The organism is Mycobacterium yunnanensis (assembly GCF_025823185.1).
Classification (GTDB): Bacteria; Actinomycetota; Actinomycetes; order Mycobacteriales; family Mycobacteriaceae; genus Mycobacterium; species Mycobacterium yunnanensis.
Map to the genome: position 1 here is coordinate 117,018 of NZ_JACKVK010000005.1, position 17,993 is coordinate 135,010.

At 68.6% G+C, this 17,993-nt stretch carries 18 protein-coding genes; 12 read left to right on the top strand and 6 right to left on the bottom strand.

The genetic code is table 11. The features are described 5' to 3' along the window. Positions 1 to 71: 71 nt before the first annotated feature. On the top strand, positions 72 to 617 hold the full coding sequence (locus H7K45_RS07735) for a TetR/AcrR family transcriptional regulator (RefSeq protein WP_263995205.1): 546 nt from the start codon (positions 72 to 74) through the stop codon (positions 615 to 617). 4 nt (positions 618 to 621) lie between these two features. Here the strand turns inward: H7K45_RS07735 and H7K45_RS07740 are convergent, their stop codons facing one another. Both H7K45_RS07740 and H7K45_RS07745 read right to left on the bottom strand, forming a co-directional pair. After that, entirely contained in the window at positions 622 to 1,584 is a 963-nt protein-coding gene (locus H7K45_RS07740; protein ID WP_263995206.1) for a DMT family transporter, read from the bottom strand. A 144-nt stretch (positions 1,585 to 1,728) separates the two neighbouring features. Next, positions 1,729 to 2,943, bottom strand: coding sequence for an acetyl-CoA C-acetyltransferase (locus H7K45_RS07745; protein ID WP_263995207.1), 1,215 nt, complete (start codon positions 2,941 to 2,943; stop codon positions 1,729 to 1,731). Between the two features lie 112 nt (positions 2,944 to 3,055). Here H7K45_RS07745 and H7K45_RS07750 point away from each other — a divergent pair, with 112 nt between their 5' ends. Both H7K45_RS07750 and H7K45_RS07755 read left to right on the top strand, forming a co-directional pair. Beyond that, positions 3,056 to 3,619, top strand: a complete 564-nt coding sequence (locus tag H7K45_RS07750; protein ID WP_263995208.1) for a TetR/AcrR family transcriptional regulator — start codon at positions 3,056 to 3,058, stop codon at positions 3,617 to 3,619. A 102-nt stretch (positions 3,620 to 3,721) separates the two neighbouring features. Then, the gene (locus H7K45_RS07755) at positions 3,722 to 4,909 is read left to right on the top strand and encodes a lycopene cyclase family protein (RefSeq protein WP_263995209.1); all 1,188 of its coding nucleotides are present in this window, start codon (positions 3,722 to 3,724) and stop codon (positions 4,907 to 4,909) included. A 6-nt stretch (positions 4,910 to 4,915) separates the two neighbouring features. Here the strand turns inward: H7K45_RS07755 and H7K45_RS07760 are convergent, their stop codons facing one another. Genes H7K45_RS07760 through H7K45_RS07770 form a run of 3 tightly spaced genes read right to left on the bottom strand, consistent with a single transcriptional unit; the run spans position 4,916 to position 9,466 of the window. Beyond that, on the bottom strand, positions 4,916 to 6,325 hold the full coding sequence (locus H7K45_RS07760; protein ID WP_263995210.1) for an FAD-binding oxidoreductase: 1,410 nt from the start codon (positions 6,323 to 6,325) through the stop codon (positions 4,916 to 4,918). A 50-nt stretch (positions 6,326 to 6,375) separates the two neighbouring features. After that, complete coding sequence (locus H7K45_RS07765; protein WP_263995211.1) at positions 6,376 to 7,650, bottom strand: threonine/serine exporter family protein; 1,275 nt, start codon at positions 7,648 to 7,650, stop codon at positions 6,376 to 6,378. A gap of 31 nt (positions 7,651 to 7,681) precedes the next feature. Then, positions 7,682 to 9,466, bottom strand: coding sequence for a S15 peptidase family protein (locus H7K45_RS07770; protein ID WP_263995212.1), 1,785 nt, complete (start codon positions 9,464 to 9,466; stop codon positions 7,682 to 7,684). A 61-nt stretch (positions 9,467 to 9,527) separates the two neighbouring features. On the opposite strand from H7K45_RS07770, the gene H7K45_RS07775 reads away from it, so the two are divergent. The 4 genes from H7K45_RS07775 (at position 9,528) to H7K45_RS07790 (ending at position 12,554) form a co-directional block, all read left to right on the top strand. Beyond that, the gene (locus H7K45_RS07775; RefSeq protein ID WP_263995213.1) at positions 9,528 to 10,175 is read left to right on the top strand and encodes a hypothetical protein; all 648 of its coding nucleotides are present in this window, start codon (positions 9,528 to 9,530) and stop codon (positions 10,173 to 10,175) included. 224 nt (positions 10,176 to 10,399) lie between these two features. Further along, complete coding sequence (locus H7K45_RS07780; RefSeq protein ID WP_308206395.1) at positions 10,400 to 11,251, top strand: oxidoreductase; 852 nt, start codon at positions 10,400 to 10,402, stop codon at positions 11,249 to 11,251. Between the two features lie 24 nt (positions 11,252 to 11,275). Continuing rightward, positions 11,276 to 11,887, top strand: coding sequence for a TetR/AcrR family transcriptional regulator (locus H7K45_RS07785; RefSeq protein WP_263995215.1), 612 nt, complete (start codon positions 11,276 to 11,278; stop codon positions 11,885 to 11,887). Between the two features lie 34 nt (positions 11,888 to 11,921). Continuing rightward, the gene (locus H7K45_RS07790; RefSeq protein WP_263995216.1) at positions 11,922 to 12,554 is read left to right on the top strand and encodes a DJ-1/PfpI family protein; all 633 of its coding nucleotides are present in this window, start codon (positions 11,922 to 11,924) and stop codon (positions 12,552 to 12,554) included. A gap of 2 nt (positions 12,555 to 12,556) precedes the next feature. Here H7K45_RS07790 and H7K45_RS07795 read toward each other — a convergent pair whose 3' ends face one another. Further along, positions 12,557 to 12,940, bottom strand: coding sequence for a DUF4267 domain-containing protein (locus H7K45_RS07795; protein ID WP_263995217.1), 384 nt, complete (start codon positions 12,938 to 12,940; stop codon positions 12,557 to 12,559). Positions 12,941 to 13,046: 106 nt separating this feature from the next. Between H7K45_RS07795 and H7K45_RS07800 the strand changes: the two genes are divergently transcribed. From H7K45_RS07800 to glnT, 5 genes are all read left to right on the top strand, one after another. Further along, complete coding sequence (locus H7K45_RS07800; protein WP_263995218.1) at positions 13,047 to 13,622, top strand: TetR/AcrR family transcriptional regulator; 576 nt, start codon at positions 13,047 to 13,049, stop codon at positions 13,620 to 13,622. A gap of 86 nt (positions 13,623 to 13,708) precedes the next feature. Beyond that, positions 13,709 to 14,515, top strand: a complete 807-nt coding sequence (locus H7K45_RS07805) for a DUF1906 domain-containing protein (protein WP_263995219.1) — start codon at positions 13,709 to 13,711, stop codon at positions 14,513 to 14,515. A gap of 59 nt (positions 14,516 to 14,574) precedes the next feature. After that, positions 14,575 to 15,240 (top strand): helix-turn-helix domain-containing protein, encoded by a 666-nt coding sequence (locus tag H7K45_RS07810; RefSeq protein WP_263995220.1) that lies wholly within the window; start codon positions 14,575 to 14,577, stop codon positions 15,238 to 15,240. 170 nt (positions 15,241 to 15,410) lie between these two features. After that, positions 15,411 to 16,601: an NAD(P)/FAD-dependent oxidoreductase gene (locus H7K45_RS07815; RefSeq protein ID WP_263995221.1), complete on the top strand. Its 1,191-nt coding sequence runs from the start codon at positions 15,411 to 15,413 to the stop codon at positions 16,599 to 16,601. Then, positions 16,598 to 17,980: a type III glutamate--ammonia ligase gene (gene glnT, locus H7K45_RS07820; RefSeq protein ID WP_263995222.1), complete on the top strand. Its 1,383-nt coding sequence runs from the start codon at positions 16,598 to 16,600 to the stop codon at positions 17,978 to 17,980. Before H7K45_RS07815 ends, glnT begins: the two co-directional genes overlap by 4 nt. The last annotated feature ends 13 nt before the right edge of the window (positions 17,981 to 17,993 follow it).

Sequence of the window (17,993 nt, forward strand, 5' to 3'; positions counted from 1 at the left end):
CGCCCATGCCGCGGCACGGATCTACACCGTCCAGACGGTACACTTCGGGGCCTCCGTCGTAAACTGACTTCGTGACCTCCTCTCGCGACCGCATCCTGGATGCGTATGCGGACCTCCTCATCACCGAGGGGGAGCGACAGGCCACACTGGAAGCGGTGGCCGCCAGGGCAGAGGTGTCCAAGGGCGGGCTGTTGTATCACTTTCCGTCGAAAGATCAACTGGGCATTGGCCTTTGCGAGCGCCTGGCCGTCCTGGCCGCCGTCGACGCGGACAGGATGCGCACCGCCGACGAGGGGCCGGCGCGGTACTACGTCCGCTCGTCGCAGTACGCCGACACCCCGCTGGACCGCGCCTTGGTCGCGGTCTCACGCCTGCGGCAGTCCGGCGACGAACGGGCACGCGCCGCGATCGAAGCAGCGTCGGAGAAGTGGCTGGCCATCCTTCACGACGCGCTCGGTGACCTCGACGTCGCCCGCGCCGTGAAGCTCATCGGCGACGGCCTCTACTACAACGCCCTGAACAAGGCACTCGGCGGCCATCCCCCCGCGCCCGGGGTGGATCAGGGACTGCTCGACGTGGTCGAGCGCATCACCCGGACCGCTCGACTCGGTCCGTGATGGGTCACCCGACCGACCGGGTCGATTCGGCCTCGCGGCCCTCCGTGACCGTCACCTCTGGACAGCGTTGGCCGTGCGAGGCGAACGGCCGGGGCAGGGTCCGTCGCCTGCTGATCACGACACCACCGAGCGCCAGCGCTCCGCCCACGAAGCCCAGGACCGTGGGCACCTCGCCGAGGAAGAGCCACGACAGGATGATCGCGACGGCCGGCACCGCCAACGTGGTGGCAGCCATCTTGCCTGCGTCCGTGCGGTTCAACGCATAGGCCCAGGTGAGAAAGGCGATGGCCGTCGGCCCAACGCCCAGGAAGATCACCCCGGCCAGTGCCATCGGCGGAGCGCTCGCGACCTCGTCGACGGCCCGAAGGGCGAAGGGGGTCGTAGCCACCAAGCCCGCCGCACAGCCGACCCACGTGGCGGCAACGGCGTCCACCGTCTTCAACGCGACCTTTTGCAGCAGCACGCCGACGGCGTAGAGGACCGCGGCCAAGAGGCCAAGGCCCACGCCGAGACGGTCGTTGGTACCCACGCCAGACCCGCCCATAGCAATAAGCACCACGCCGGTGAAGGCGACGACGATGCCGACCACCAGCGGGCGTGGAAATCCCTCGGAAAGGAACAGTCCGGCCAACACGGCGACCAGGATGGGCGCGAAATTGACCAGCAGGGCAGCGGTTCCGGCGTCGAGATGCTGCTCGGCCCAGTTCAACACCACGGTGTACGCCGCGAACCACAGCACGCCGTAGCCGATGACCAGTGCCAACCCGCGTCCCCTCGGCAGCGGTGGCCGCGAGATCAGTGCGACCGCCACCAGAGCGACGGTGCCCACACTCAACCGGACGAACGCCAGGGCGCCGGGGCTGAATGCCGCGCCGCAGAACCGGATGACCACGAACGCCGACGCCCACAACAGGACGGTGACCACGGCCGCGACGATGGACAGTCGATTCGAGGAGGCGTCCTTCACCTTCTCAGTCTCCACACGCGCCTTCGGCGGGGACAAGCGAATTTACGACATCACAGTCCCATTTCCTGCCAATGTCGAGTTGCCGATGAAACCCCGACGGTCAGAAAGACGTTGCGAGATCACCCGACTCGCGCCGCCAACCCGTCAGCGCACCGTTTCGAAGATCGCCGCCAGGCCCTGTCCGCCCCCGATGCACATGGTTTCCAGGACGTAGCGGGCGTCACGACGACGCGCCTCGTACGCCGCCGTCGCCAAGATGCGCGCGCCGGTGGCCCCGATGGGGTGTCCCAGCGATATCCCCGAGCCATTCGGGTTGACGCGCTCGTCGAGCGGGTCGACCTTCCACTCCGCGAGGACGGCCAGCACCTGGGCGGCGAACGCCTCGTTGACCTCGATGAGATCCACGTCGTCGAGGGTCAGCCCGGCTCGGTCGAGGGCCGCGGCGGTGGCTCCGACCGGTCCGATGCCCATGACCTCGGGCGAGCAGCCGGTCACCGCCCAGGATCGCAGGGCCAGCATCGGAGTCAGGCCGCGCGCGTCGGCGTCGGCGCGCGTGGTGACGATGCACATCGCGGCGCCGTCGTTCTGGCCGGACGCGTTCCCGGCGGTGACGGTGGACTGGTCGTCGACCTTCGCACGGATGGGACGCAGTGCGGCCAACCGTTCGGCGGTGATGTCGGCGCGCGGATGCTCGTCGCGGTCGACGACGGTGTCGGGCCGGCCCCGGGCGCCGGGCACGGTCACCGGTATCAGTTCGTCGGCGAAACGACCCGCGTCGTGGGCGGCCACGGCTCGATAATGGGAACGCACCGACAGCTCGTCCTGGTCCTCGCGGGTGATGCCGTACTCGCGTCGCACGTTCTCAGCGGTCTCGATCATTCCGCCCGGCACGGGATGATCTGCGCCACCGGCCGTCTCGCGGGCACGGTCCAGGCGGTCGAGCAAGGCGATGCCACCCTGGCGTACCCCGGTGCGCAAGCCGAGCGCGTAGTGCTCGACGTTGGACATGGATTCCGCGCCGCCGGCCACGACGATGCGCGCGGCACCCGTGGCGACCTGTCCCGCGGCGTACAGAACCGCCTGCAGACCCGATCCGCAGCGGCGGTCGATCTGCAGACCGGGTACGGAGGTGCCCAGTCCGGCGTCGAGCGCTGCGATCCGGCCAAGGGCCGGCGCTTCCCCGTTGGCGTAACCGTTGCCCAGAATGACGTCGTCGACCTCACCCTCACCGAGCCCGGAGCGGGCGACGAGTTCGCGGAGCGCGACGGTGGCCAGCTCGGCCGCCGTCAGGGTGGACAACACCCCACCCATGCGGCCCACCGGTGTGCGCAGCGGATGGCAGATCACGACGTCGGTCATTCCTTTACCGTATGGCGGCCATTCATCGGTGGGAAATACATAGATGGCGCCCATTGAGACGCTCGGCGTTCAGATCGGAGGGGCGCTGATGCGGTTGGCCTAGCATGGGGTGATGGCACGGCCGCGGGAATTCGATCGCGCCGAAGTGTTGACCCAGGCGATGCACCTGTTCTGGCAGCAGGGCTACGAGCGCACGTCGCTCAAGGAGCTCACCGACACCATGGGCATCTCCGCGCCGAGCCTGTACAACGCCTTTGGCGACAAGAAGGCGCTCTACGACGAGGCGGTCGCGCTGTATTCGACGACGTCCGCCGTCGTCGTTCCCCACGCCGTGGGGGAACCGACCGCGCGTGACGTCGTCGCCAAGATCTTGGACGTGGCCGTGCGCGAGTACTGCAGCGTGGAGCACCCGCCGGGCTGTTTCGTCATATCCGACCCGATTCTCGCCGACCATCGCCGAGACGGGTTGGAGGCCATTCGAACTCGCCTCCGACGCGCCGTCGACGACGGCGACGTGCCCGCAGACGCCGACGTCGACGCATTGACCGAGTTCGTCGGCGTCGTCCTGCGTGGAATGTCGTCACTTGCCCGAGACGGCGCCAACGCCGAGACCCTGCGTGCCGTGGCCGACGTCGCCCTGAGTGCCTGGCCGGCCGTCGGCGTCGACGCGGTCTGACCGACCTGGCGGGCACTGCAGAGGTCGAACCCCGTCACCGCGAACTGACTGCGGCCGCACCCGCTACCTTCGTGGGGTGTGGAGGCCACGAGGCAGGGCTCGATGAGACGGACCGACGTTCTGGTGGTCGGCGCGGGGCCCGCGGGTCTGGCCGTCGCCGGAGCCTGCGCGCGGCTCGGGCTAACCACCGTCGTCGTCGACCCCGCTCCCGACCGCCCGTGGACGGCAACCTATGGCATGTGGAGCCCCGAGCTGCCGGATGACCTTCCCGCATCCGTCGTGTCGGCTCGGGCCGCTGGGCGCGCGATCGCCGTCTCGGAGCACCGATTGGGTTGGGAGTACGCGGTTCTCGACGTGCCGCGACTTCAGGAGCACCTCACCGACGGCCTGGCCGACGCGCGTGTCCACGCCGCGCGAGTGGTCGGGTCGCCGGAGGCCGGCGTCGTCGCCTTGGCAGACGGGTCGCACCTGCGAGCCTCGGTCGTCGTGGACGCCGGCGGGGGCGCCCGTCCCTTGGACCGGACGCCGTCACGCCGAACAGCCGCTGCCCAGACCGCTTACGGGGTGATCGTCGACGAGGCTGCGGCCGCGCCGCTGGTCGACGACGGCGACGCCCTGTTCATGGACTGGCGCGCCGATCACGGTGAAGCGGGCTGGCCGACGTTCCTCTACGTCATCCCGCTCGGCGACGGCATGGTGTTGATGGAGGAGACCTCTTTGGCGCGTAGGCCGGGTCTGCCGCTGGCGACGCTGCGTCGACGCCTTCATGCACGACTCGCCCATCACGGCATCCGGCCACCGGAAGATGCTCGCACCGAACGGGTTTCGTTTCGGGTGGACCACCCGCGACACAACGGCCCCGGGACGCTCGGCTTTGGTGCGGCGGCACCGCTGATCCACCCCGCGACCGGGTTCAGTCTGGCCAGCTCGCTTCGGCTCGCACCGCGGGTCGCCTCGGCGCTGGCGGCCCGCCTTCCAGACGATCCGGCCGGGGCGCTGGCGGCCGCGCAGAAGACCGTGTGGCCGCTCGACGCCCGCGTGGTCCACCACGTCCGGCGAATCGGCCTGGAATCGCTGCTACGAATGCCACCGCCGGACGTCCCCGGCTTCTTCGAGCAGTTCTTCGCGTTGCCGGACGCGCATCGCTGGACCTATCTGACCTCGCGCGACGACGTCGGCGGCATCGTGGCCGCGATGAACTGCCTGTTCCGGACCTCCGGTGGGCGGCTGCGACGGCATCTCGTCACCTCGGCCGTGCTTCCCGCCGTGCGCAGCAACGACGATCGCTGACGCCGGTCACTGGAAGACCTTGCCGGGGTTGAGGATTCCCGCGGGATCCATGGCAGCCTTGATTCCCCGGTGCAGTTCCATCACCGCCGGCGAGAGTTCGTCCACCAGCCCGCCCCGCTTGAGGAGGCCCACGCCGTGTTCCCCGGTGATGGTGCCACCGAGCGCCAGCGCCGCCGCCAAGATCCCGTCGAAGGCCGCATGGATGCGCGGCCACAGCTCGGCGTCCTCGTCGGACGGTCCGATGATCAGCGGGTGCAGATTTCCGTCGCCGGCGTGCGCGATGTTGGCAATCTTCACGTCGTGCTGGGCCGCCAGCGCCTCGATGCGGGCCAGCATCTCGGGGACGTGCTGCTTGGGCACGCAGACGTCCTCGGTGATGACCGGCCCCAGCCGCTCGAGCGCGGGATAGGCCAGGCGGCGAGCCGCGAACAATGCGTCACCCTCGTCGGGATCGGTCGACCGCTCAGCCCAGGTCGCACCGCTGGCGCGAAAGTGCTCGACGATCGCGTCGGCGAGTGCGGTGCCGGTGGGCTCGGCGTCGTCCACTCGCGCGAGCACCAGCACGTCGCCCGCGTCGGTCAGGCCCATCTGCTTCCAGTCGTCAACGGCGCGAAGGCAATACCGGTCCATCAGCTCCAGCGCCGACGGCGTGATGCCTGCCTCGCCCACCGCACGGACCGCGGTGCCGGCAGCCACCAGCGACGAGAAGAACCCCGCGACGGTGATCGGTGGGCTGGGCAGGTTGCGCAGGCGCACGGTGATCTCGGTGACGATGCCCAAGGTGCCCTCGGAGCCGACGAGCAGCCCGACCAGGTCATAACCGGCGACGCCCTTGGCGGTCCGACGACCGATGCGCACCACGTCGGCCGAGCCGGTCACCACCTCGAGTTCCAGCACGTACTCCCGGGTGACGCCGTACTTGACGCAACAGACCCCGCCGGCGTTGGTGGCCACGTTGCCGCCGATCGTCGACCAGGGCGAGCTGGCCGGATCGGGTGGATACCACAGCCCATGCTCGGCCACCGCCGCACGAAGGTCGTCGTTCACCACCCCGGGCTGCACGACGGCCAGCCGCTCCAGCGGGTCGATCGCGAGGATCTCCGCCATCGACTCCAAGGAGAGCACCACGCAGCCGTCGACGGCGTTGGCCCCACCGGAGAGTCCCGTACCCGCACCGCGCGCGACGACCGGGGTCCGGTGTCGCAGACACGTCTCGACCACCCGGCGGACCTCGTCCGTACTCCGGGCGCGGACGACGGCCACCGGTTCGCCGGCCGGCGCACCGGCCGCCTGGTCCCGGCTGAGACTGCGGACGACGTCGGCGTCGACGACGACCCGTCCGGGCGGCAGCGCGGCCACCAAGTCGAGTACGACGGGGTCGTCGGCGGTCAGGACTGGCTGAGCCGGTGGCGTCATGCGGTGACCTCCAGACCTCGGGGCGCCTCACGACCGAGGCTAGTCCGAGCTCAGCGCAACAGGCTGCGGCCCGGCCGGCCGCGCCCCCGCAAGGGATACCCACGGCGCATGCGGCCGAGGACGCCGCCGAAGGAGCGTGCGGCCGCAGCGCCCACCAACAGTCCGACTGCGATTGCGCAGACCACGGTCACCACGCCGAACGCATTCGCTCCGCCACCACCCGGATTGGTCACCAGTGTCGTGGTGGACAGCAGGCCCAGGCTGCCGGGCACCAGCAGCCAGAACGCAGGCAGCAAGACCACCAGACGCGGCAGATTGGGTCGCACCGCCTCGACGAGCGACGCGCCGAGCGTGGCGGCGACGGCACCGAGGAAGCTGCCAAGCGCCGCACCGCCGACGTGCTGGCCGAAGCCTTGAGCGGCGAACGCCAGCACCAGCACCACGGTGATCCACGGCAGCAGACGCACCGGCGGGCTCTCCAGCACGCCGATCCCGATGATGATCAGAATCAGCCCGACGGGTGCGGCCCACCAGCCGAGCTCGTCGACTCGGAGATTCGTCAAGTCGTTTGCGGGGACCGGTATTACGTGGCTCGCCGCCACGATGCCGAGGGTGAACAGCAACAGCTGCACCAGTCCGAAGGTCAGCCGAGACGCCCCGGCCACCATGTCACCGGCGGCGAGCTCGGACATCGCCGTGACGATCAACGCGCCGGGGAGCAGGACGGCCAACGGTGGCAGCAGGGTCCGCAGTGGACCGTCGAGGAGGCCCGCGTTGGACGCGGCGAACACACCGCACGCCAATGTGAACGCCGCCAGCGTCGGCAGCAGCGTGGCGACCAGTCCGAAACGCTGGCCCAGCCGGAACAGCACCACGACGACGACTGCTCCCGCGGCGGCGAAGGCGACGTTCGGCCCGCCGGGCTGGAGGATCAGGGCGATGCCCGTGGCGATCGCGATCCAGCCGAGGTTGGCCATCCACGGCGGGTATCGGGGTGGGCGGGCGCGCAACGCGCGCAGCTCGTCGGTGGCCTCGGAGACCGACAGCGTCGACTGCGACAACCGATGCCGGATCGACCGCACCTCGGCGGCCTGGTCGAGACGCAGTCCGCCCTGGACCGACTCGAAGGTGGCGGGAAGACCGCTGGCCAGATTCACGAAGACCCCGGTCGGTGACGCCGCGATCTGCACGTGGGGGAAGCCCAGGGCGGTGCTCACCTCGGCGAGCTCGTCCTCCACGTCGCTGACGGGCTGTCCGGTCGCCACCATCGCGGCACCCAGGTAGGCCAGCAGGGCACGCACGGCGTCGTGGTCGTCGTCGGACACGGAGTCACTCTGCCAGGTCGGGAACCCCGCGCTACGCCACCACGGATGCCGGCGCCGCGCCGACGGCCACCGCGTCGGTGATGGTCGGCAGCGACACCTGCAGGCCGGAGACGGTCAGCGCGCCGAAGGCACCGAAGTTCTCGTAATTGGCGGTCGAGGCGACCAGTTGCAGTGTGAGCGTCTGACCCGGCTTCAGCGTCTGCGCCACCTGCTCCATCGAGATGCTCAGGGTGTGCGTCTGGCCGTCGAGCGTGACGGGAATGGGCGTCGCCTGATTGCCCAGCACGTTGCCGGTCGAGTCGTCGACGAGCTGAGCGAAGACGTGGCGACTGGTCCCGGTACCCGAGTAGGTCAGCGTCAGTGTGGGCGCACCCACCACGTACGTCGTCGTGGCGACCGTCGGAATGTGCACGTTGACGGCGTTCAGCGCGGCGGTCGCGCCGATCGGCAGGACGCCGAACAATGGCCCGGACCCGAAGAGCAGGGGGACGAGCGGCAGTACGCCGGATTGGCCGCTGGAGGCGACGATCGGCGCACCGGCAGCCGACGGATACGTGTTCGAGGTGTAGTACTGCCCGTGTTGGTCGACCCATTCGAACGCCGGCCCGGTCGAGACGTTCTGGCCCTTGACGTAACGCGCCAACCAGTTCAGCGTCGCGTCGGTGACGACCTGCCCGTCGGTGGGATCGAAGAGGTTGTTCGTGCAGAGTCCGTGACCGCCGCAGAAGTAGAGCACCTTGACGGGGACGTTCGGGGCCAAGGCGGCCACGTTGTCCTGCGCCTCCTGCAGGGGGAACAGGGTGTCGACGGTGCCCTGGATGATGAGAGCCGGGGCGGTGACGCTGCCGAGAAGGGCGGCGGGTCCGCGGTCTGCGAGGAGCGCCTGCTGTTCCTCGGTGATCGACCCGGTCAACAAGCCCCTGATGGCCGCGGGATAGATCTCGGGGTTGGGGCGGGCGCCGGTGAGCAGGAGGGCGGCGGTCAGCAGACTGCCCCAACCGCTCTTGAAGGCGTCGCTCTTGTACAACGACGTGTTGAGGGTGTTCCAGGAGATGCTGGGCACGATGGCGTCGACCCGATGATCGGTGGCCGCGGTGGTCCACTGGATGCCGCCGCCGTAGGACGCACCGACCATGCCGATCCGGGGATCACCGGGTGAATCGAGTTGTGCCTCAGGCTGAGTCGCCAGCCAACTGATGATCGCCGAGACGTCCTTTGCCTCGTAGTCCGCGGAGTCCAACTCGAGCTGGCCGCCCGAGCGATACTCGCCGCGTGGGTCCCAGGTGACCACGTTGTACCCGGCGTGGCGCAGCGTGCCGACCCCGACCGCGCCTAGCGCATCGGTCAGGATCCCGTCCAGCGGGGTGACCTCGAGGCTCGTCGAGCCGGGCATCCCCAGTCCGGGTCCCTCCAGGATGGTGGGCGCGACGCCCTTGGCCGGCAATCCGGCCGCCGGCATGAAGTGGACGTAGATCTGCGTGCCGTCGAAGGACGTGATCATCACGTCGCGCGGCACCGGAGCGCCGGGCGCTCCGAACTGCACCGGGTAGCCGATGAACGGATGGATGATGTCGCCCACGATCGGAATCATGTGGATGGCGGCGACGATCGGCGTCACGAACACCGGTCCGATGACCGGAATCTGCTGCAACCACGCCAGCGGCGGTGTCTGGATGACGGCCACCGGTGGGGTCGTGTCGACGAGGGCCGGGGTTGCAGCGGCGAGGGCGCTCGGGGCGGCGAGGGTCGACGCGGTCACGGCACTGGTCTTGGTGACGGCAGGAACCAACGTCTCCTTGCGTGCCGCTGCCGCCACCGCCCACGAAATCGGTGAGTCAGGAACTTTTGCCGGCGAGCCTCCGGTCTGCGAGTCCGCCGTGCCCGCATCTCCGGCGACTGCCGTGACCGCGCCGTGGGTCGCGGCGGGGCTCGCGGTGGGGGTGGCCGGCGGGGTCTCGGCGATGGTGCCAGTGGCCGAGCCGGTGCTTGGGGCTGACGTCGACCCGGTTTCGGGCGGTTGCTCCTTCGTCGTCGGCTTCTCATCCGAGGTGGCCGTCGACGTCGTGCTTGCCTCGCGGTCCTTCGTGGGCTCGTGGTCTTTCGCGGGCTCGTCGTCCTTCGCGGGCTCGCTCTTCTTGGTCGGCTTCGCAGCGTTCGCGGGATCGGCCGTGGACTTCGTCGGCGTCGAGTGCGAGCCGCGGTTGGACTTGGTGATCGTCACCGTGACCACGGGCTTGGAGGTCTCGGTCTCGATCTTGGTCGGCGCGCCGGCGTCGTGCGTCGCCGAACCGGTCGTCTGGCCCGGGGAGGAGTCCGTCGGCGACGACGTGCCGGATTCCGAGGACGACGATGATGCCGACGATGACGACTCCGTCGGACCGCCCTGCCCGGTCGAATCGGCCGAGGCGACGCCACACCCCAACCCGACGGCCACACCGATTCCGAGGGCTGCGGCCAAGCCGCCGATCCGACCTACGTGCGCTGATGCCCCCATGTGCCGACTGACCCCGATCGTGTGTCGCTGACGAGACGTACGTACCGCCCGGCACGCTAGCCGTCTCGGATGGTTCACGACGCCAGTTCGGCGAATAAAACCGGAGGCCACGAATTGCCCTCTTGGTCAATATGTTTCAGCATCTCGTCGTCGCAGCCCGTCGCCATGCCCGCCGCAAGACACTTGACAGACCATCGAGAAAAATCAACACTGTGTCAACTAACGCACGTCGACGACAATCTCGAGGAGGCAACCGTGACGACGTTCTTCATCACCGGAGTGAGCAGCGGCCTGGGCCAAGCGATCGCCGCGGGCGCACTCGAGGCCGGGCACCGTGTCGTGGGCACGGTGCGCAGGCCCGAGGACGCGGCGGCGTTCGAGGCCACTGCGCCGGATCGAGCCCACGCCCGACTGCTCGACGTCACCGACGACGCCGCCGTCACCCGTATCGTCGCCGACGTCGAGTCGACCGTGGGGCCGATCGAGGTGGTGATCGCGAACGCGGGCTACGGCGTGGAAGGCATCTTCGAGGAGACGCCCCTGTCCGATCTGAAGGCGCAGTTCGCGACCAACGTGTTCGGCGTCGCGGCCACCTTGCAGGCGGTACTCCCCTACATGCGGAAGCGACGCGCCGGGCATCTGATGGCGGTCACCTCGATGGCGGGTCTGATGGCGGTTCCCGGGATGTCTGCCTACTGCGCAAGCAAATTCGCGGTGGAGGGCATGCTGGAGAGCCTCCGGCACGAGGTCGCGCCGTTCGGCATCCACGTCACCGCCGTCGAGCCCGGATCATTCCGCACCGAATGGGCCGGCCGTTCGATGACCCGGGCCGAGCGCACCATCGCCGACTACGACGAGCTATTCGATCCCATTCGGGCCCGACGAGTCGCGGCCAGTGGCAATCAGCTGGGCAACCCGGCACGGGCGGCCGACGCGATCCTCGCCATCCTGCAGGAGAGCGAACCTCCAGCTCATCTGGTGTTGGGTTCGGACGCCCTGCGGCTGATCGGCGCCGCACGCGCCGCGGTCGACCGTGATATCCAGCAGTGGGAAACACTTTCTCGGAGCACCGATTTCGCTGACGGCGCGCAACTGGCCGCGACCTGACGAGACTTCGATAAGGTGCTGACGATGACGAAGTCCTGGCCGTCGCGCCGCACCGCGACCCCGCGCAAGGGCGATCTTCGCGAGGAGCAGATCCTCGACAGCGCCGAGGCCCTGCTGGCGACGAAGGGGTACACGGGCATGACCGTGGCCGACATCGCCGAGTCGGCCGGCGTCACCCGCGGCGCACTGTACTTCTACTTCGCCTCCAAGCAGGACGTGACGACCGCCCTGGTGGCGCGCACCACCCAAGCGCTACAGGAGAAGTCGGGGGCGGCGCTGTCGAACACCGCACCGGTCGACGAGGTCATCGCCACCGCGCTGGAGCGTACGGCGCAGTTGTGGCGCCAGCACGGTCCGGTGATGCGCGTCGCCGTCGACCTGGGATCCAGCGTCCCCGAGATCGACCGACTGTGGACCGACACCGCCAACGTCTTCGTCGAGGCCATCACCGACGTCCTCCGCCGCGGCGGCGTGCCGACCGGTGACGGCCCCGGTGACGCGCCGGCACTGGGTCGCGCGCTGTGCTGGATGATCGAGCGCAGCTTCTACCAGGCGTCGAAGATCTCGGTGGCCGACCTCGACGCCGCACGGCAGACTTGCCAAGAGGTCTGGCTGCGTCTCGTCCAGGCCTCCTGACCGCATCGCCGCGTCGAAGGGATGGAGTTTCTCCGTGCAGATCGCCATCGTGCTCTACCCCGGATTCACCGCGCTCGACGTCGTCGGTCCCTACGAAGTGCTCGGCAGGCTCCCTGGCGCCGAGATCGTGTTCGTCGCCGAGGAACCCGGCCTCATCTGTAATGACCTGGGCAGTCTGTCGATCGACGCCGTGGCGGGCCTCGATGCGGTCACCCGGCCCGACGTCGTCGTCATCGGTGGTGGCCCCGGCCAGATAGACCAGATGGCCGACGGACCCCTTCACGCGTGGCTTCGGGCGGTCGACGAGCACACGGCGTGGACGATGTCGGTCTGCACCGGCTCGCTGATCCTCGGCGCGGCAGGGCTTCTGCGGGGCCGTCGCGCCACCACCCACTGGGGCGCGGTGAATCAACTGCCGCAGTTCGGCGCCACGCCAACCGAGGATCGCGTCGTCGTCGACGGCAAGTACCTCATCGGCGCCGGCGTCTCGGCGGGTATCGACGCCGCACTCGTGTTGGCCGGCCGCATCGCCGGTGACCAGACGACTCAGGCCGTTCAATTGATCATCGAGTACGACCCTCGACCGCCCTATTCGGCCGGTTCCACCGGGACCGCGTCGGAGTCGGTGCTTCGCGCCGCCAAGGGCATGCTCACGCCTCGCCACTGACGTCAGGCGAGGAGCAGCAGCGCCGCCGTGACGAGCATGACGGCGGCGGTGCCTACGTGGACGCCGTAGGCGATCGCCTTGGCGCCGCCGCTGCGGAGCACGATGACGGCATCGGCAATCGGAATGACGATCGCCGCCAACATGATCCACCCGGCCAGATGAGTGGCACCGTTGACCAGGAGGATGGCGACGAAAAGACCGGTGGCGATGTCGCGCACGCCCTTGACGCTTAGGTAGGCCCGCACCGATTCGTCGGCGACGTCCGGTGACACCCCGTACCCGGCGGCGGCCACGCGGGGCGCGACGAGGAAACGCAGTCCGATGGCGATGATCGCGGCCGCAAGGGCTCCGGCCAGGACGTAGGCGATGGTGGTGGTGATGGACATCAGAGGGACTCCTTCGACACAGACTCTTGACGTTAGCGACGCTAACCCCGCGTCGGGAGTGCTGTCAATAGCGCCGCTAGCGGATCTAGCTGTGATAACCTCGGGCATGCCCAGCGACGACCGACGGGAACGTGAACGCGCCGCGCGCCGGCAGTTGATCGTCACCACGGCCCGAGCGTTGGCTGAGGCAGAGGGCTGGGACGCCGTCACCACGCGGCGCCTGTCCACGGAGATCGAGTACAGCCAACCCGTGCTCTACAAGCACTTCAGCGGCATGGAGCAGATCGCCGCCGCCGTCGCGCTCGACGGCTTTGGGGAACTCGCCGACAGCCTGCGCGCGGCCAATTCCGCGAGCGGACCGGCCGCCGATGCCCTGCGCCGAGTCGCCCGTGCCTATCTGGACTTCGCGGGCGAGCACCCCGCGGTCTACGACGCGATGTTCTTGCGAGCGACCGCCCTCGGATTCGCCGCCGACGACGCCGCGCCCCAGTTGGAGGCCGCGTTCGCCGCGCTGAGCGAGGCCGTCCAGGCCGCCACGGGCGGCCCGGACGTCGACTCGTTGACCGAGGTGTTCTGGGCTGCACTGCACGGCCTGGTGATCCTGACCCGCACGAACCGGCTCCGTGCCGGCCACGACGCGGCGCGCCTGGACGTGCTCGTTGAGCATTTCACCCGCGACTGATCGGCGCCGAACGCCCGGTCGACACCTCCGACACGACCAACCGTTCGTTTCACGATCAACATCAGTCACATTGGTAACATCGCCGCATGCTGGACTCGCCGGGCCCCACCGGTCCTCGGCGACCTCACGGGGTCTCGCGCCGGGATGCACTCCGTTACGCCACGGCGGCATCCGCCCTGGCTGGTCTCGGCGCTGCGGCGGGCGCACTCTCGCCCGCCGCGTCGGCGGCCGCGCCCACGCTCATCGACTACGCCATGCGTCAGATCCCGGCCCAGGACATTCGCGCCGCCGGGCACGCCGGAGTCATCAACTACGTCTCCACCTCGCGACCAGGATCCAGCTTCGGCGCCAAGCCGATCACGCTGCCCTACGCCAAGTCGTTGAACGCGGCCGGGCTCGTGATCGTCAGCAACTACCAGTACGGCAAGCCGGGCGGCACGGCACCGTCGGACTTCACGCGCGGCTACGCCGGCGGGGTTCAGGACGCACGGGTGGCCTGGCAACTGCACACCGCGGCGGGCGGCGGCCAGAGCGCGCCGATCTTCTTCAGCGTCGACGACGATATCGACCGTGAGACGTGGAACACGGTGGCGCTGCAGTGGTTTCGCGGCATCAACTCGGTGATCGGCGTGCAACGCACCGGCATCTACGGTGGCGTCAACCCGTGCCAGTGGGCGGCCGCCGACCGCGTCATCGGCAATTCGTCCTCACCCGGGCACGTCTGGGCGTGGCAGACCAGGTCATGGTCCCGCGGACAGATCTATCCCGCCGCAGTCCTCTACCAGCGCATCGTGAGCACCGCGTCCAATCCTGGCCCCGTGGTGGGCGGGCTCGAGGTCGACGTCAACGACGTCATGGCCTCGGACGTCGGCCAGTGGAACATCCACCCGTGAGGTCCTGACCGACACCTTGCCTCACGTCGCGGTCCGCACCCGGCTTATAGACTTCGCCGATGACGAGCACTGATTCCGTCGACGAGCACCGCGACACCGGGGATCCCGCCCCGGTCGCGCGTGAGGTCCCGCGCGACACTCCGACGGGCGTGGATCTCGAGAAGGTCATCGCCAAACGTGTTCGTGCACTTCGTCGTTCGACTGGTTTGTCCGTCGGCGACATGGCGGCCAAGGTGGGCATCTCGAAGGCCATGCTGTCCAAGATCGAGAATGCCCAGACGTCGTGCAGCCTCAACACACTGGCGCGATTGGCCTCGGGCCTCGACGTTCCCGTGACGTCCTTGTTCCGTGGCGCCGACACCGAACGCGAAGCAGTGTTCGTGGAATCGGGGCACGGTGCGGTCATCGTGGGGCGCGGGACGCGCATCGGTCATCACTACGAGCTGCTGGGCGCGCTTCGGGGACAGCACAAACGGCTCGAACCAGTGCTGGTGACCCTCACCGACGCGAGCGAGGTCTTCCCCCTCTTTCAGCATGCCGGAACCGAGATGCTCTACATGCTCGAGGGCGTGATGGTCTACGGCCACGGGGAGTCGGAGTACACGCTCCGGCCTGGCGATTCCCTCCTGCTCGACGGCGAGGGCTTGCACGGCCCACACGAATTGGTCCGTCTGCCCATCAGATTCCTGGCCATCACCGCGTACCCCGACGAATCGGAGTTCTGACCGACCGCAGACTCACCCCGGCGGACTGGTCTAACGCCCAGAAACGACAGAGCGCGTCGTGAAACGACGTGGCGTCTCGTGGCACCTGCACGGCTGAGATGCGCACCGACGGGTCTAATGCTAGGTTACGGTGACTCCTGTACGGAAACACGAATCATCGCGAGGACCACGTGCCAGACACCACCACCTTCCTGATCGTCGGGGGCGGTCTCGAGGGCCTGTCCATCGCCTACTCGCTCGCTGACCACGGCGAGACCGACGTCGTGGTCCTCGAGCGCGACACCCTGTGCTCGGGCATGACCGCCAAGTCCAGTGGGGTCGTGCGCTGCCATTACGGCACGCCGTCGCTGGCCGCGATGTCGTGGTACGGCATCGACGTGTTCACCCACGCCACCGAGATCTTCGGTGACGACATGTCCTTCCGGCAGTGCGGCTACCTGGTCGGGGTCGGCGACGACAACGTCAAGCCCCTCGAGGCCACCGTCGCCATGATGCAGGGACTGGGCATCACGACCGACTTCGTCGACCACGACACGGTGGCCGAGCTATGGCCGGGACTTCACCTCGACGACTTCGCCCGGTTCGCCTACGAACCCCTCGGCGGTCGCGGAGAGGCCTACATGACGGGCATGGCCTTCGCCGCGACTGCGCGCAAGATGGGCGTCACCATCCGCCAGGGCACCACCGTCACCGAATTGCTGACGGACAGCGGCGGATCGGTCTACGGGGTGCAGGTGGCCGACGGATCCCAGATTCACGCCGAGCACGTCATCCTCGCCAACGGCCCCTGGGCTCCAACCCTCGCCGCAGGCGCCGGGGTCGAACTCGACGTCAAGGCTCAGCGGGCGCAACTCGTCCTGGTCGACCAGGGTGTTCCCACTCCCGAGGTTCCGGTGCTCTCCGATCTGGCTGCGCTGCAGTACATCTGCCGTGAGCCCAACGGTGAACTGCTGATGGGCAATTCCGATCACCAGACTCCGGAGTTCGTCGACCCCGACCGGTACGTCAACCGCGCCGACGACGACGCCATCGAGAAGAACGTCGTCAAGCTCGCCCATCGACTGCCCGACATGCCCGATCCGCGGATCACGGGCAGCTATGTCGGCGCCTATGACGTCACCCCGGACTACAACCCGATCATCGGTCCCTCTCCGGTCGACGGACTCTTCCTCGCAACCGGGTTCTCCGGCCACGGCTTCAAGATTTCGCCGGCAGTCGGGAAGCTCGTGGCCGACCTGCTGGTCGACGGCACGACCACACTGCCCAACGTCGACGCCGACGACTTCCGTTACTCGCGATTCGCCGAAGGCGACTTGCTGTTCAGCCTCCATCCCTACGAGGGCGCAGGAGAAATGCGATGACCCAGACCGAAGTCGGCGTCGAGACACGCAATGCGACGGCGTCGGTGGCCCCGCCATCCCTGAACGGCCAGCGGGCGCAGACCCTCTCGGAGGTGGCGCGGGCCAGCAGCACCACCTTCATCCTCGCCCTGTTCGTCACCCTGTCGGGCAAGCCCTGCGCCAAGCTCGTCCCGATCGAGGCGGTCGAGCAACTCGAAGCCGACGGGGTGGGGTTCGCCGGGTACGCCGCGGGCTACATGGGTCAGCAGCCGAAGGACTCCGACCTCATCGCGCGTGCCGATGTGGCGTCGTTCACCCCGATCCCGTTCATCAAGCCCGGCCTGGCCATCGTGCACTGCGACCCGCACGTCGACGGCAAGCCATGGCCCTTCGCACCGCGAATCATCCTCCGGGAGCAGCTCCGTCGGGCCGCGGAGATGGGCTACACCGTCAACGTCGGCGCCGAGATCGAGTACTTCCTCGTCAACCGCGTCGACGGCGAGCTGGTCACCGCCGACCGCAGCGACACCAGCGCCATGCCCTGTTACGACGCGCGCGACGTCACCCGCATGTACGACCACCTCACCGAGATCTCCGCGGCGATGAACGCACTCGGGTGGGGCAACTACGCCAACGACCACGAAGACGGCAACGGCCAGTTCGAGCAGAACTTCGACTACGCCGACGCCATGACCACCGCCGACCGGGTCATCACGCTGCGGTATCTGCTGTCGGTGGTGGCCGAGAAGCGCGGCATGCAGGCAACGTTCATGCCGAAGCCCTTCACCACCCGCACCGGCAGCGGACTGCACATGCACCTGTCCCTCTGGAACGACGACGGTGCGGTCTTCCCCGACTCCGATGACGCACTCGGGCTCGGGTTGTCCAGCACGGCCTACGCCTTCGTGGCAGGCATCCTCGAACATGCGTGCGCGCTCCAAGGCTTGATTGCACCAACGGTCAACTCCTACAAGCGCACCGGGGCCACGGCGACGACCAGCGGGGCCACGTGGTCACCGCGCTACGCCACGTACGGCGGCAACGACCGCACGCACTACCTTCGAGTCCCGGACCATCACCGCGTCGAACTGCGTGGCGGCGACGGTTCGGCCAACCCGTACCTCGCCGCCGCGGGCGCCATCGCCGCAGGCCTCGACGGCGTGCGCCGCGGCCTGCACCCCGGCAAGCCCGGTACGGGCGACTCCCCCAGCGAGATGCTGCCGATGACACTGCTGCACGCGATGGACGCCTTCGAAGCCGATCCGGTGTTGACCGCAGCACTGGACGTCGCCGGACCCGGCGTGGCCGAGTACTTCGCGACGTGCAAGCGCGAAGAGTTCTTCGAGTGGCACAACACGGTCTCCTCCTGGGAGATCGACCGCTACCTCACCTCCTTCTAGACCGCGTTCTGAC